Raw genomic sequence first — 13,152 nt, forward strand, 5'->3', positions numbered from 1 at the left:
GAGATCAGCGCGAGCGCTCGGACTTGATGACGAAGCGGGCCACGATCGAGAGGGCGAGGATCGTGACGGTGATGAGGAGGGCGCCGGCCCAGGCGAGCTGCTGCCAGTTCGGGTAGGGCGAGAGCGCGAACTGGTAGATCATCACCGGAAGGTTCGGGATGCCGCCCATCAGGTCGGAGCGGAACCAGCTGTTGTTGTTGAGCGCGGTGAAGAGCAGCGGCGCGGTCTCGCCGGCGATGCGGGCGAGCGCCAGGATGATGCCGGTGACGATGCCGGCGCTGGCCCCGCGCCAGGTGATGCTCTTGATCACGATGGAGGGCGGCGCCCCCAGGGCCGCGCCGGCCTCGCGCAGGGTGGAGGGCACGAGGCGCAGCATGTCCTCGGTGGTGCGCACGATGACCGGGGTGGCGATGATGGCCAGAGCCACCGCGCCGGCCCAGCCGGAATAGGAGCCCATCGGGCGCACCATCAGCGTGTAGACGAACAGGCCGATCAGGATCGAGGGTGCCGAGAGCAGGATGTCGTTGAGGAACCGGATGACGTCGGCGAGCTTCGAGTTGCGGCCGTATTCGGCCAGGAAGGTGCCGGCCATCACGCCGACCGGGGTCGCCACCAGGATGCCGAGGAAGGTCAGCACCAGGCTGCCCAGGACCGCGTTGGCGATGCCGCCGCCCTCGGAGCCGGGGCCCGGCGTCGGCTTGGTGAAGAGGGTCGGCGAGAAGCCCTTGATGCCCTCGACCACCAGCATGAACAGGATCGAGCCGAGGACGACGATGCCGATCAGGGTGGCGAGGGTGCTCGCCAGGATCAGGGTCTTGTCGGCGATCCGGCGGCCGGGGCGGACCCGGCTGATCCGGGCCGGCGCGGCGGTGGTGGCGAGGGGGTTGGCGGCGTCCATGATGGGTTCCTGACGTCTCGGGGCGGGCCGGGGCGATGCGGCCTCAGGCGACCTTGGCGCGGCGGGTGAGGATGCGGGCGATGATCAGGACGAAGAAGGTGATGACGAACAGGATGCAGCCGAGCGCCATCAGGGAGTTCAGCTGCAGGCCGTCGGCCTCGTTGAACTCGTTGGCGATGCGCGACGCGATGGTGGAGCCCGGGTCGAAGACCGAGCCCGAGAGCCGGTTGGCGTTGCCGATGACGAAGGTCACCGCCATGGTCTCGCCGAGCGCCCGGCCGAGGCCGAGCATGATCGCGCCGATGATCGAGACCGAGGCCTGGGGCACGAGGACGTGGCGCACCACCTCCCAGGTGGTGCAGCCGATGCCGTAGGCGCTCTCGCGCAGCACGGTCGGGATCTGGTCGAGCATGTCGCGGGTGATCGAGGCCACGAAGGGCACGATCATGATCGCCAGGATGATGCCGGCGGTGAGGATGCCGACGCCCGAGGGGACGCGGGCGTAGAACAGGGTGCCGACGATCGGCATGCCCTCGACCACGTTCGAGACCGGCACCTGCACGAAGCGGGCGAAGAGCGGCGCGAACACGAACAGGCCCCACATGCCGTAGATGATGCTCGGCACCGAGGCGAGGAGCTCGATGGTCATCGCGACCGGCTTGCGCGCCCAGCCGGGGCAGAGCTGCGTCAGGTAGACGGCGATGCCGAGCGAGAGCGGCACGCCGATGAGCAGGGCGAGGAAGGCGGAGGCCAGGGTGCCGACGATGGCCACGAAGGCCCCGTACTGCTCCTGCCCGATGTTCCAGGCGCTGGAGGTGACGAAGCCGAAGCCGAACTCGTTGAAGGCCGGCCAGGCGCCGTAGGCGATGGAGCCGAGGATGCCGGCGAGCACGAACAGCACCAGGAGCGCCGAGCCGTAGGAGGCCGCGCGGAACAGGCTGTCGCCGAGGCCGCCGGGCTTCTTCCGGGCCGAGGCGCGGTCGCGCGTCAGGGCGATCTGGTCAGTCAAGGCGGCCATCCGAATGTCTTCTCTTCACCGGGCGGCGTCCTACCCTGCGCCGTTCGCCGGCGCGAGGGGGGATCACCGGATCGTTGCCAAAGGGGGTGGCGAGGGGGAGACCGGCGCCGTGGCGCCGGTCCCGTCCGTCGCGAAACGGGGGCGCGGTGGCTCGCCCCCGGGGTCTCGCGGGCCGGAGGCCCGCGAGGGACGGGCTCACATGTTGAGGACCGGCTTGCCGTCCTTGCCCTTGATCTCCTTCCACGCGTCGTGGATCTGGCCGACGACGGCGTCGGGCAGCGGCACGTAGTCGAGGTCGGTGGCGAGCTTGTCGCCGTTCTTGTAGGCCCAGTCGAAGAACTTCAGCACGTCGGCGGTCTTGGCCGCGTCGACCGGGTCCTTGTGGACGAGGATGAAGGTGGCGGCGGTGATCGGCCAGGCGTTGTCACCGGCCTGGTCGGTCAGCGAGATGCCGAATCCGGGGGCGGACTTCCAGTCGGCGCTGGCGGCGGCGGCCTGGAAGGCCTTGTCGTCGGGCTGCGGGAACTTGCCGGCCTTGTTCTGGATCAGGGTGTGGCTGAGCTTGTTCTGCTTGGCGTAGGCGGACTCGACGTAGCCGATGGCGTTGGGGACCTGCTTGACGGTGGCGGTGACGCCCTCGTTGCCCTTGCCGCCCTGGCCCACCGGCCAGCTGACCGTGGTGGCCGCGCCGAACTCCTTCTTCCAGGGCTCGGAGACCTGGGAGAGGTAGGTGGTGAAGATGTTGGTCGTGCCGGAGGCGTCCGAGCGGTAGACCGGGGTGATGTTGGCGTCGGGGAGCTTCAGGCCCTCGTTGAGCTTGGCGATCTTGGCGTCGGACCACTTGGCGATCCTGCCGGCGTAGATCTCGGCGATGATCTCGCCCGTGAGCTTGAGCTTGCCCGGCTCGATGCCCGGGATGTTCACCACGGTGACGACGCCGCCCATGACGGTCGGGAACTGGACGAGGCCGTCCTTCTCGAGGGCCGGTCCCTTCAGCGGCGCGTCGGTGGCGCCGAAATCGACGGTCTTGGCCTGGATCTGCTTGATGCCGCCGCCCGAGCCGATCGACTGGTAGTTCAGGCCCATGCCGCTGTCCTTGCGGTAGGCTTCGGCCCACTTCGAGTAGACCGGGAACGGGAAGGTCGCGCCTGCTCCGGTGATGTCGGCGGCTTGCGCCGGCGCGAGGGTGGCGAGGCCGAGGCCCACGAGGGCGGCGAGGGTCGTGAATTTCATGTGCTGGTCTCCTGGAGGAGCGTGCATCGGCCCGGGAAGCCGCAGCCCCCGCGCCGTTGTGCACCGCGCCATACGGCGGGTTGGACCAAGGCGGTATGACGATTGCGCGACAGTTCGATGACATCCGCCTCCGGGGCGGGCCGCACGGGCGCGATCCGGGCAGTTTGCCGGGGATGGCCGGACGGGGACCGGCGCCCCGGCGCGGGGAAAGCCCGCGCCTTGAATCGGAATCCGCGGGAGGCTATCGCCGGGTCCTAAGGGTGAGTCGCGTCCGCCCGGGACCGGGCCGGCCCCGCGGCCGGGTGCGGTCGCGCGGCGCCCGACTCGCTCAGCCAGGGGATGCGCCATGACCGAGATCCGCCCGCGCCGCAGCGTCCTGGCGATGCCGGGGTCGAACCCGCGCCTGCTGGAGAAGGGCCGCACGCTGCCCGCCGACGTGGTGATGATCGACCTCGAGGACGGGGTCGCGCCCGAGACCCGTGCGGCGACCCGGGAGGCCGTCGCCCGGGCGGTGTCCGAGGGCGGCTTCGGCCCGCGCGAGGTCGTGGTCCGGATCAACGCCCTCGACACGCTCTACGGCGAGGCGGATCTGGCCGCCATCGCGCCGGCCGGACCCGACGCCATCGTGGTGCCGAAGGTGACGGGCGCCGACGCCCTGGTGGCGGTGGGCTCGCGCCTGCGCCGCCTCGGCGCGCCGGACCGGACCCGGACCTGGGCGATGATCGAGAGCCCGATGGCGATCCTGCACCTCGCCGAGATCGCGAGCTCGGCCCGGGACGTCGACACCCGCCTCGCCTGCCTCATGGTCGGGCCGAACGACCTCGCCAAGGCCAGCCGGCTGCGCCTCGGCGTCCCGGGCCGGCCGGCCCTGATGCCCTGGCTGATGAGCGTGATCGCGGCGGCCCGCGCCTACGAGATCGACGCCGTCGACGGAATCTACAACGATTTTCGCGATGCGACGGGCTTCGCGGCCGAGTGCGCGCAGGGGCGCGACTGCGGCTTCGACGGCAAGATGCTGATCCATCCCGACCAGATCGCCCCGGCCAACGCCGCCTTCGGCCCGAGCGCGGACGAGGTCGCGTGGGCGCGGCGCATCCTCGCCGCCTTCGCCGAGCCGGAGAACCGCAGCCGCGGCGTCATCGGGCTGGATGGAAAGATGGTGGAGCGCCTGCATGCGGCGGAAGCCGCCCGCACCGTGGCGCTCGCCGAGGCCATCGCGGCCCGGACGCCGTGAACCCCGACCTCTCCGTCGCGATCGTCCTCCTCGACGCCCGCCTCTCCGGCTGGGGCTTTCCCCGCTGGGGCTCGGCCCAGGCCGCGGGCCTCGACCTCCATGCCTGCCTCGACGAGGCGCTGGACCTGCCGGCCCAGGGGCCGCCGGCCCTGATCCCGGCCGGCTTCAGCCTGGCGATCCGCGATCCGGCCTGGTGCGGCCTCGTCTTCCCGCGCTCCGGGCTCGGCCATCGCGAGGGGCTCGTCCTCGGCAACGGCACCGGCGTGATCGACGCCGACTACGCGGGTCCGCTGCTGATCTCGGCCTGGAACCGCAACCCCGGCGGGTCCGCCCTGCGCATCGCGCCCGGCGACCGCATCGCGCAGCTCGTCTTCACCCGCGTGACCCGGCCGACGCTCGCGATCCGCGACGGCTCCGACGCGGCTCCGCCGACGGAGGCCGGTGCACGCGGCTCGGGCGGCTTCGGCTCCACCGGGCGCCGCTGAGGCGCGGCGCTCACACGATCCCGCTGCCCGCGAAGGGCCAGGGCCGGCCGAGCTGTGCCGCGACCTTCGCGGGCTCGTGGCCGACCGCCGCGACCGCCGCCTCGACCTCCTCGAGCGGCACCTCGAAGCGGCGGGCCCAGTAGGCCAGGGTCCAGGGCTCCGAGACGTTGACGGTGGCCGGCTCGTGGTCGTTGTCGGACGGGGTGCTGCTCATGGCGGTCTCGCGTTGCGGTGTCGGCTCTCTGCCTAACGCGCGGGGCCGCCCAGCGGTGCGTTTCGCGTCCGGACCGGCCATCCAGCCCCGCGCAAGCCATCCTGCGTAGGTCCGCTGCATCGGATTCCTCACCCCCATCGGAGGCGTTGAGCCTTGGGCGTTCTGATCGGCCTCGTCATCGCAATCGGCTGCATGCTCGGCGGCTTCGTCGCCATGGGCGGCCACCTCGTCGTGCTCTGGCAGCCCTGGGAGTTCGTCATCATCGGCGGGATGGGCGCCGGCACCTTCGTCATGGCCAACCCGATGAAGACGGTGGTCGATACGGGCAAGGCGAGCATGGACGCCCTCACCGGCAAGGTGCCCAAGCGCAAGGACTACCTCGCGCTGCTCGGCCTGCTGCACGCCCTGATCCGCGAGCTGAAGACCAAGCCCCGCAACGAGGTCGAGCCGCATCTCGACGACCCGGCCAATTCCGAGATCTTCAAGGCCTATCCGGACGTCGCCAAGAACGCCGACCTGGTGCTGTTCATCTGCGACTACGCCCGGCTGATCCTCATCGGCAATGCCCGCGCCCACGAGATCGAGGCGCTGATGGACGAGGAGATCAGCGGCTACCGCAAGGACCGCCTCAAGCCCTACGGCGCCGTGACCACGGTGGCCGAGGCGATGCCGGCGCTGGGCATCGTGGCGGCGGTGCTCGGCATCGTGAAGGCGATGGGCGCCCTGGACCAGTCGCCGCAGATCCTCGGCGGCCTCATCGGCGCCGCACTCGTGGGGACATTCTTCGGCGTGTTCATGTCCTACGGCGTGCTCGCTCCCTTCGCGATCAAGATCAAGACCATCCGCGAGAAGCAGAACCACGTCTACATCATCGTGAAGCAGAGCCTGATCGCCTACATGAGCGGAGCCGTGCCGCAGATCGCCGTCGAGCACGGCCGCAAGGGCATCTCCCTCGGCGACCGGCCGACCATCGACGAGGTCGAGAACGCCACCGTCAACGGCGGCGCGCAGCGAGAGGCCGCCTGATCATGGACGGAGCCTCCGCCGGGAACGCCGCCGACATCCGCGCCCGCCTGATCGAGGCCGGGGGCCTGTCCCTCGACCGCATGCCGATGCTGAACGTGGTGTTCGACCGGCTCACCTCGGCCTGCTCGGACAACCTCAAGCCGCTGGTCGCCTCGCCGGTCTACTTCTCCTTCGGCGGCTTCGGGAGCGGCCGCTTCGGCGAGATGCTCGACGCCTACGAGAACAACGCGGTGGCGGGCATCTTCCACGCCCCCGAATGGGACAGCCACATCCTGGTCGGCCTCGACCGGGACTTCCTCTTCACCATGGTGGAGGCCCTGTTCGGGGCCGACGGGGCGGAGCCGCCGGTCGAGGACGAGCGCGCCTTCTCGGGCCTCGAGATCCGCCTCGCCCAGACCATCCTCGAACAGGTCGGCAAGGCGCTCGAATCCTCGTTCTCCCTGGTCTCGGCGACGCCGTTCCGCCTGGAGCGGACCGAGACCCGGATGGAATTCGCGGTGATCGGCGGACGCAACAACAAGGCGGTGGAGGCCAAGTTCGCCATCCAGGCGCTGAACCGCGGCGGCGAGATGTTCCTCATCCTGCCCCAGTCGGTGGTCAATCCGATGCGCCCGGCGCTCTCGAAGGTGCTCACGGGCGACACCGCCGCCCGCGACCCGAAATGGACGCAGCAGATCGCCGCCGAGGTGCAGAAGGCGGAGGTCACCCTGCGGGCGGTGCTCGAGGAGCGCCTGCTGACGCTGGGCGAGATCGCCGAGCTCAAGGTCGGCCAGGTCATCGGCCTCGACGCGACGCCGTCGACGCGGGTGAAGCTCGAGGGCAACGACCGGCCGCTGTTCTGGTGCCACATGGGCCAGGCGCAGGGCTCGTACGTGCTGCGGGTCGACGAGGCCATCGCACAGGACAGGGAAGACGCGTCCAATGACACCGTGGGTTGACACCATCCTCCTCGTGGCCCTGGTGGCCACGAGCGCCTGCGTGGTGCCGATGTACCTCAAGCTGAAGCGCCTCGACCGGACCCAGGCCGAGTACGGCCGCATCCTGACGCAGTCCGGCCACGCCCTGGCCCAGGCCGGCGATGCGGTGCGCAGCTTCAGCACCGAGGGCCGCGAGATCCTGGAGGCGCTGGACCAGCGCCTCGGCGAGGCGCGCCACCTCCTCGCGGAGCTGGAGGCCGCCCGGCGCGATGCTTCGGCCACACGCGGGCCGCAAGTGGCCGCGCAGGGCATCCAACACGGCTGAGGCGCGCCGATCCGCTTGCGCCCCGCCCGACTTTCCCCGATCCTTTTCCCTCCGCTGCCGGCCGACTCCTCCCCTGACGTTCGATTGCAGCCCCTGACGAGCGGACGATGAGCAACAGCCCCTTCGACGATGCGGACCTCGCCTCCGCCGGCACCACCGCCCCGGTCTTTCCGACCGTCTCGCCGACCGTCTCGCCGACCGCCTCGCCGACCGGCTCCGTCGCGGGGCAGGAGGGCGCGGAGGCGCGGATCGGCGACGGCCGCAACCTCGATTCGATCCTGCGCATCCCGGTGCTGATCCAGGTGGTGCTCGGCTCGGCGACGATGCCGGTGGCCAACCTGATGAAGCTCGGACGCGGCGCCATCGTGCCCCTCGACCACCGGGTCGGCGAGCCCGTCGACGTCACGGTCAACGGCCGGGTCGTGGCCCGGGGCGAGATCGTCGTGGTCGAGGAGGACAATTCCCGCTTCGGCGTCTCCCTCACCGAGATCGTGGGTCCGGCCGATGCTGGCCAGAACGGCTGAGGGCGAACCCGTGGCGAGCGTGCCGATCCCCCACCGGACGCCGGGCGTCCACCGGCACCTCAACCCGGTGGACGAGGTCGCGGCCCTGCTGCTCGCCATGGGCAAGCCGGCCGCCGGCCGCCTGCTGAAGTACTTCGACTCCGAGGAGATCAAGCGCATCACGCGCTCGGCGACGCAACTCGGCACCGTCAGCGCCCTTCAGCTCGACGACATCGTCGAGATGTTCTCGCACGAATTCGCCGCCGACGGCCGCCTCGTCGGCACGGCCGCGGAAGTGGAGAAGCTGCTCACCGGCCTGCTGCCCGCCGACCAGGTCGCCGACATCCTGGCCGACGTCCGGGGCGATACCACGCGCTCGGTCTGGGAGCGCCTGACCACGGTCTCCGAGGGCGTGATCGCGAGCTACCTCGTCAAGGAGCACCCGCAGACGGCCGCCCTCGTGCTGTCGCGCCTCAAGCCGGCGGCGGCCGCCAAGGTCATGGCCCACCTGCCCCAGCCGACCCGCAACACCGTGATGCGGCGGATGCTCAGCTTCAAGCCGGTCTGCGACGCGGTGATCGCCACCGTCGAGCAGGCTCTCCACGAGGACCTCCTCGCCAGCGGCGCCCGCAATTCGGGCGCCGACACCCACGCGAAGATGGCCGACATCATCAACAAGATGGAGCGCACCCAGATCGACGAGGTGCTGACCAGCCTGTCGGAATCGCGCCCGAAATCGGTGGAGATCCTGAAGGGGCTGCTCTTCACCTTCGACGACATCGTCAAGCTCCAGCCCCGTGCCCGTACGACCCTGTTCGACGCCGTGCCGAACGACCGGCTGATCCTGGCCCTCAAGGGCACCGACGCCGAGTTCCGCGGCATCATCCTCAGCGCGCTGTCCGCCCGCGTGCGCCGGATGGTCGAGCACGAGCTCAACGGCGGCGAGCCGGCGGCCCAGAAGGACGTGACCGAGGCGCGCCGCAGCATCACCGATCTCGCCCTCGAGATGGCCGGGCGCGGCGAATTGGAGATCAACGCCGGGGACGAGGCCGAAGCCCTCGTCCGCTAGGGACGGCGGCCCGGCCCGGCGCGCGCCATGTCCGACGAAGATCAGGAGAGCAAGACCGAAGCCGCCACCGAGCGGAAGATCCGCCAGGCGGCCGAGAAGGGCGACGTCCCGTTCTCCCGCGAGGCGCCGGTCTTCGCCTCGATCCTCGGCCTGCTCATCGCCCTCAGCTTCGTGGTGCGCGACGCGGTCACGCCGCTTTTGCAGGCGCTCGCGCCCTTCCTCGATCATCCCCGCGACTTCGCCCTGGAGAACAATCAGGACGTCGCCCGGATCCTCGAAGGAACCGCGATCGCGACCGCGCGCTTTCTGATCCCGATCGTGCTGATCATCGGCCTCTGCGGCCTCGTCTCCGCCCTCGTCCAGAACGTGCCGAGCTTCGTGGGCGAGCGCATCCGCCCGCAATGGTCGCGCGTCTCGCCGGCGGCGGGCTGGGGACGAATCTTCGGAAAGGCGGGTCAGGTCGAGTTTCTGAAATCGGTCCTTAAATTTTTAAGCATCAGTCTCGTCGCCCTGCTGCTCCTGCGCTCGGAAGGCGGCAAAGCCGTGAGTGCCATGTTCGCCGACCCGAGTCAGATCCCGGATCTCATCCTCTCCGTCTCGATCCGGCTCGTCTCGGTCGTCTGCATCGCCACGATCGTCATCGTGGCGGCCGACCTGGTCTGGTCGCGCCTGCGCTGGCAGCGCTCCCTGCGGATGTCGAAGCAGGAACTCAAGGACGAGCACAAGCAGACCGAGGGCGATCCCCTCGTGAAGAGCCGCCTGCGCTCCCTGGCGCAGGACCGCTCGCGAAAACGCATGCTCGCGAACGTGAAGCAGGCGACCGTAGTCATAGCAAACCCGACCCACTACGCTATCGCTCTCCGGTATGCGCGAGACGAGCAGCCCGCTCCCCTCGTTCTGGCCAAAGGCAAGGACCTCGTGGCGCTGCGTATTCGAGAAATCGCCGAGGCCAACGGCATTTCGGTCGTGGAAGACAAGCCTCTCGCAAGGTCCCTGTACGACAGTGTCGAGGTGGACCAGATGATTCCCGCGGAGTTCTACAGCGCAGTGGCTCAGATCCTGTTCTTCCTGTTCTCGAAGGCCCGCTGATGACCGAGGCGTCCTTCCCGACCGGAGCGCTGTCCGTGGACGTCCCGGACGTGCTCGCCGATGCCGAGCGCGTGTTCGCCAACGCGATCCGGGATTTCATCGCCGAACTCTGCCTTCTCGACGGGGGCATCCTGATCGGCTGGGTTCAGGCCGCCCGCCACGGCAACATCGCCGACCTCGTCGCCTCCTCCGCCGAGCCCTTCTTCAAGGAAGCGACCATCGCGTATGCGGACGGGGCCGACGTGCGGTTCGACTGGGGCCGCTCGCTCACCGTGGTGCTCGACATGGAGTTCGTGTCGGAGCCCGTGACGGTGTTCTTCAAGCTCATCCTCGACGGCGTCTATGTCGGCGTCGCGATCCAGCGCATCCTGGCCGACAAGGGCCCGGATTTCTGCCTGCACGGCTTCGAGACCGCCCTCGCCGAGGCACGCCTGACCCGCGCCGCCGCCTGAGCGGCGGCGCGCGGCCCGTCCGCGCCGGGGCCGGCCCGAACCGTGACGGTTTTCCGGCTGCGGACGGCGCGATCACGTCCGCGTGTGTCACCAACGTCATTGACGCCATCGGCGATGCCCGACATTGCTGAATGATAAAGTCGACTCGATCGGTCCGGTTTATAGGATGGCTGGCGAAGTCGCTTCGGCGACACGACTTATGCTTGTCCCATCACCCGGGCCTTACCCAGTACAGACCCCGACCGTTGCAAGATCATCCGGAGATCGATGATGTATGTCCTGGTCGACGAGCGGCCTTCGGTGAATTCCGGCTACAAGGCGAGCTTCGACCGTGAGGGCATCTCCTCCCTCGGCCTCGATCCGCAGGAATTCACCCAGTGGTTCCAGTCCTCCTCCCGGGTCGACCGCGACGCGATCCAGGGCTTCCTGCTCGGCGATTTCGAGGACCGGGCGAAGTGCGCGACCCTGATCCGCAAGCTGTCGCGCGCGCCCATCATCGCGCTCAGCGACGTGCGCTCCCTCGACCAGACCCTGCAGCTCTTCGAGGCCGGCATCGACGACGTTCTGCCCAAGCCCGTCCATATCCGCGAGATCCTGGCGCGCTCCGAGGCGATCTGGCGCCGGGTGAACGCGCAGGCGGCCCCGCCCCGTGAGGCGGCGCCCGAACCCGAGCGCCTGAAGGTGCATTTCGACGGGCGCGATCCCGAGGTCGACGGCGCGGTGCTGCCGCTGCCGCGCCGCGAGCGACACATCCTCGAATGCCTGGTCCGCAACAGGGGTCGGCGGATGACCAAGTCGCAGATCTACAACATCGTCTATGGCGTCTACAGCAACGGTGTCGAGGAAAGCGTCATCGAGGGCCACGTCAGCAAGCTGCGCAAGAAGCTCAGCCAGCGCCTCGGCTACGATCCGATCGAGGCCAAGCGCTTCATGGGCTACACCTTCATCGGCTAATGCGGGTCGGTGCCGACGGGGCTCGCGTCGAGGGCAATCCCGGCGGCCGCGCGCCACCGACGCCTTCAACCGCGGAGACCTTGCTTGCACCCCCGGAGGCTTGGCCAACCGGGTCGCCGACGGCGAACGCCGTGGCGCGGAGATACGACGAAAGGCTCAGCGAGGCGAACCCCGGAGGGATCGCTCGATGAGCCTGCTTCACCGTCGTCGGCGGACCACCGGGCCGCCGCCGCCGTTCCGTCGTCGCGGTCTTCGTCCGCTCAGAAAGAACCGGTCGTTTCGACCTCGCCACCGGCGTTTGCGGTCTTGGCGGCGGTGGCGGGCATTGCCGGGGAGACGGGCTGAGGCGTGGTGGTCAGGTCTCTGACGCTCTGCACCTGCTGGGTCTCGCGTGCCTGCTCACGGAACAGCGGCGGCGTCAGGTAGAGGGCCTCGCCCGCCATGGCCGCGCCCGTGGCGAAGGTCGTGGAAGCGAGGACGGTCAAGGCGAGGAGGCGGGTCGCGCGCATCTGAGTTCTCCGGTTTGGCTGGCAACAGGCCCGCCGTTGAGAACAGAGAACCATATTTTTGTGCGCTGCGGATTGCTCATTTTGCAACGCACCATAATGCGCCAACGGATGATTTCACCCACTATAGCGCATGCCCCAGAGGAGGAGATGACGCGCTCGTCGCCAATTGTCATGTGTTCGGCGCATGGCTGAAAAAACTCGGATTCAGCTCCACAAATTAAATTTTCCGGTATCTCAAGTGTATTTTGATGCTGCCCGGTGAGATCCGGCACTTGTGCTGTTTTGACTTCGGCAAGACCGCCAATGTCTTGCGCATCCGGTTCCGACCATGCCGATCGATGTCGGGATGGGCCGACAGGAACCCGCCATCCCCCTGTCGAGATGCCGACCCTCTTCGGCGATCCGTTCACCATGACGGCGCGCTCACACAGCCGTGAGGGTCCCGACCGTTCGGTCCGGGCGTTCCCCGGGCATGCCCATGTCTCGGTCCGCTCTCCCCACGCTGCATACCCTGGCTGCCCTGCCGGCCCGTGACGCGGACATGCTGCTCTGTTCCGTGGAACGGCTGTATCGCGCCCGATCGGATGACGAAAAGCGCGCTGCGCTGCGGCGCGTCGCCGTCTATCGCCGTGTCCTCGGCCTGCCCCCGTCGATGCACCTGATCCAGGAGGAATGGCAGGAGAAGCGCGCGGCCTCGGCCTAGCGAAACCCGGCCGGGCTCCGAGCGCTCGTCCCGGAATCGGCTGGTGGAGGCGGCGTCTCTCCGGATACCGGCCCCATGACCAGGGCATCCGGCCGCTTCACCTCGATCTCGACGAAGGCGATCGGGTGGTCGGAGCCGTTCATCACATCGTGCCGGATGCCGGCCGGGCGGCCATAGGCCTGTCCGGCCTCCAGCGGGGTGTCGGTGACATGTTCGCCATCGTGGACCCGGAGGGTCCCCGCCACCAGCATCACGACGAAATAGGGCCATCCGTGCGCGTGCCAGCCGGTGACCGCGCCGGGCGCGAAGTCCCACCGCGTGATGCGCAGGGTCGCGTCGTCCTGCTGGACCGTGGCCATTGCCGGGATGGTGCAGACGAAGGCCATCGAAGTTCCTGATCAGAGCCGGGACGCGCGCAACGTCATGGACGCCAATCCGCATCCGGGGAACGTCCGAGCACCGTGGAGCGCGGACGAGGGGGTCCGGGACGGGGGCGACCACGGGGTCCGGACGCAGGACCGCT

16 protein-coding genes and 1 pseudogene are annotated in these 13,152 nt (G+C 69.2%); 11 read left to right on the forward strand and 6 right to left on the reverse strand.

Annotated elements, in window-relative coordinates:
• Positions 1-4 precede the first annotated feature (4 nt).
• From pstA to pstS, 3 genes are all read right to left on the reverse strand, one after another.
• Entirely contained in the window at positions 5-898 is an 894-nt protein-coding gene (pstA, locus tag ACLBWX_RS01410) for a phosphate ABC transporter permease PstA (protein ID WP_447675307.1), read from the reverse strand.
• 43 nt (positions 899-941) lie between these two features.
• A complete protein-coding gene (gene pstC / locus ACLBWX_RS01415; RefSeq protein ID WP_447675308.1) occupies positions 942-1,916 on the reverse strand; it encodes a phosphate ABC transporter permease subunit PstC in 975 nt (324 codons plus the stop codon).
• A 195-nt stretch (positions 1,917-2,111) separates the two neighbouring features.
• Positions 2,112-3,149 (reverse strand): phosphate ABC transporter substrate-binding protein PstS, encoded by a 1,038-nt coding sequence (pstS, locus tag ACLBWX_RS01420; protein ID WP_447675309.1) that lies wholly within the window; start codon positions 3,147-3,149, stop codon positions 2,112-2,114.
• Positions 3,150-3,495: 346 nt separating this feature from the next.
• On the opposite strand from pstS, the gene ACLBWX_RS01425 reads away from it, so the two are divergent.
• Positions 3,496-4,383, forward strand: coding sequence for an HpcH/HpaI aldolase/citrate lyase family protein (locus ACLBWX_RS01425; RefSeq protein ID WP_447675310.1), 888 nt, complete (start codon positions 3,496-3,498; stop codon positions 4,381-4,383).
• Complete coding sequence (gene dut, locus ACLBWX_RS01430; protein WP_447675311.1) at positions 4,380-4,868, forward strand: dUTP diphosphatase; 489 nt, start codon at positions 4,380-4,382, stop codon at positions 4,866-4,868. Before ACLBWX_RS01425 ends, dut begins: the two co-directional genes overlap by 4 nt.
• Positions 4,869-4,878: 10 nt before the next feature.
• Here the strand turns inward: dut and ACLBWX_RS01435 are convergent, their stop codons facing one another.
• Positions 4,879-5,082, reverse strand: a complete 204-nt coding sequence (locus ACLBWX_RS01435; protein WP_447675312.1) for a DUF3606 domain-containing protein — start codon at positions 5,080-5,082, stop codon at positions 4,879-4,881.
• Positions 5,083-5,235: 153 nt separating this feature from the next.
• On the opposite strand from ACLBWX_RS01435, the gene motA reads away from it, so the two are divergent.
• The 8 genes from motA (at position 5,236) to ACLBWX_RS01475 (ending at position 11,417) form a co-directional block, all read left to right on the forward strand.
• Positions 5,236-6,108, forward strand: a complete 873-nt coding sequence (gene motA / locus ACLBWX_RS01440) for a flagellar motor stator protein MotA (RefSeq protein ID WP_447675313.1) — start codon at positions 5,236-5,238, stop codon at positions 6,106-6,108.
• A gap of 2 nt (positions 6,109-6,110) precedes the next feature.
• Positions 6,111-7,046: a flagellar motor switch protein FliM gene (locus ACLBWX_RS01445; RefSeq protein ID WP_447675314.1), complete on the forward strand. Its 936-nt coding sequence runs from the start codon at positions 6,111-6,113 to the stop codon at positions 7,044-7,046.
• Positions 7,030-7,350, forward strand: a complete 321-nt coding sequence (locus ACLBWX_RS01450; RefSeq protein WP_447675315.1) for a hypothetical protein — start codon at positions 7,030-7,032, stop codon at positions 7,348-7,350. The genes ACLBWX_RS01445 and ACLBWX_RS01450 overlap by 17 nt, the downstream gene beginning before the upstream one ends.
• Positions 7,351-7,457: 107 nt before the next feature.
• A complete protein-coding gene (gene fliN / locus ACLBWX_RS01455; RefSeq protein ID WP_447675316.1) occupies positions 7,458-7,874 on the forward strand; it encodes a flagellar motor switch protein FliN in 417 nt (138 codons plus the stop codon).
• Positions 7,855-8,922 carry a flagellar motor switch protein FliG gene (locus tag ACLBWX_RS01460; protein WP_447675317.1) on the forward strand — a complete coding sequence of 356 codons (1,068 nt, stop codon included), beginning with the start codon at positions 7,855-7,857 and terminating at the stop codon, positions 8,920-8,922. Before fliN ends, ACLBWX_RS01460 begins: the two co-directional genes overlap by 20 nt.
• Before the next feature lie 27 nt (positions 8,923-8,949).
• Positions 8,950-10,011, forward strand: a complete 1,062-nt coding sequence (gene flhB, locus ACLBWX_RS01465) for a flagellar biosynthesis protein FlhB (protein WP_447675318.1) — start codon at positions 8,950-8,952, stop codon at positions 10,009-10,011.
• Positions 10,011-10,463 (forward strand): hypothetical protein, encoded by a 453-nt coding sequence (locus ACLBWX_RS01470; protein ID WP_447675319.1) that lies wholly within the window; start codon positions 10,011-10,013, stop codon positions 10,461-10,463. The genes flhB and ACLBWX_RS01470 overlap by 1 nt, the downstream gene beginning before the upstream one ends.
• 270 nt (positions 10,464-10,733) lie before the next feature.
• Complete coding sequence (locus ACLBWX_RS01475) at positions 10,734-11,417, forward strand: response regulator transcription factor (RefSeq protein ID WP_447675434.1); 684 nt, start codon at positions 10,734-10,736, stop codon at positions 11,415-11,417.
• Between the two features lie 260 nt (positions 11,418-11,677).
• Here the strand turns inward: ACLBWX_RS01475 and ACLBWX_RS01480 are convergent, their stop codons facing one another.
• Positions 11,678-11,926 carry a hypothetical protein gene (locus ACLBWX_RS01480; RefSeq protein WP_447675320.1) on the reverse strand — a complete coding sequence of 83 codons (249 nt, stop codon included), beginning with the start codon at positions 11,924-11,926 and terminating at the stop codon, positions 11,678-11,680.
• Positions 11,927-12,467: 541 nt separating this feature from the next.
• Here ACLBWX_RS01480 and ACLBWX_RS01485 point away from each other — a divergent pair.
• Positions 12,468-12,629, forward strand: a complete 162-nt coding sequence (locus ACLBWX_RS01485; protein ID WP_447675321.1) for a hypothetical protein — start codon at positions 12,468-12,470, stop codon at positions 12,627-12,629.
• A 74-nt stretch (positions 12,630-12,703) separates the two neighbouring features.
• On the opposite strand, the pseudogene ACLBWX_RS01490 reads toward ACLBWX_RS01485, so the two are convergent.
• Positions 12,704-13,015 (reverse strand): annotated as a pseudogene (locus ACLBWX_RS01490) (cupin domain-containing protein); the annotation flags it as partial.
• Positions 13,016-13,152 lie beyond the last annotated feature (137 nt).

The organism is Methylobacterium sp. M6A4_1b (genome assembly GCF_053345175.1).

Bases quoted from the DNA above. Each gene is read 5' to 3' on its own strand.
- pstA (WP_447675307.1), bottom strand. From the start codon at position 898: ATGGACGCCGCCAACCCCCTCGCCACCACCGCCGCGCCGGCCCGGATC.
- ACLBWX_RS01445 (WP_447675314.1), top strand. From the start codon at position 6,111: ATGGACGGAGCCTCCGCCGGGAACGCCGCCGACATCCGCGCCCGCCTG.
- pstS (WP_447675309.1), bottom strand. From the start codon at position 3,149: ATGAAATTCACGACCCTCGCCGCCCTCGTGGGCCTCGGCCTCGCCACC.
- ACLBWX_RS01480 (WP_447675320.1), bottom strand. From the start codon at position 11,926: ATGCGCGCGACCCGCCTCCTCGCCTTGACCGTCCTCGCTTCCACGACC.
- ACLBWX_RS01450 (WP_447675315.1), top strand. From the start codon at position 7,030: ATGACACCGTGGGTTGACACCATCCTCCTCGTGGCCCTGGTGGCCACG.
- flhB (WP_447675318.1), top strand. From the start codon at position 8,950: ATGTCCGACGAAGATCAGGAGAGCAAGACCGAAGCCGCCACCGAGCGG.
- ACLBWX_RS01435 (WP_447675312.1), bottom strand. From the start codon at position 5,082: ATGAGCAGCACCCCGTCCGACAACGACCACGAGCCGGCCACCGTCAAC.
- ACLBWX_RS01475 (WP_447675434.1), top strand. From the start codon at position 10,734: ATGTATGTCCTGGTCGACGAGCGGCCTTCGGTGAATTCCGGCTACAAG.
- ACLBWX_RS01470 (WP_447675319.1), top strand. From the start codon at position 10,011: ATGACCGAGGCGTCCTTCCCGACCGGAGCGCTGTCCGTGGACGTCCCG.
- ACLBWX_RS01425 (WP_447675310.1), top strand. From the start codon at position 3,496: ATGACCGAGATCCGCCCGCGCCGCAGCGTCCTGGCGATGCCGGGGTCG.
- ACLBWX_RS01485 (WP_447675321.1), top strand. From the start codon at position 12,468: ATGCTGCTCTGTTCCGTGGAACGGCTGTATCGCGCCCGATCGGATGAC.
- fliN (WP_447675316.1), top strand. From the start codon at position 7,458: ATGAGCAACAGCCCCTTCGACGATGCGGACCTCGCCTCCGCCGGCACC.
- ACLBWX_RS01460 (WP_447675317.1), top strand. From the start codon at position 7,855: ATGCTGGCCAGAACGGCTGAGGGCGAACCCGTGGCGAGCGTGCCGATC.
- pstC (WP_447675308.1), bottom strand. From the start codon at position 1,916: ATGGCCGCCTTGACTGACCAGATCGCCCTGACGCGCGACCGCGCCTCG.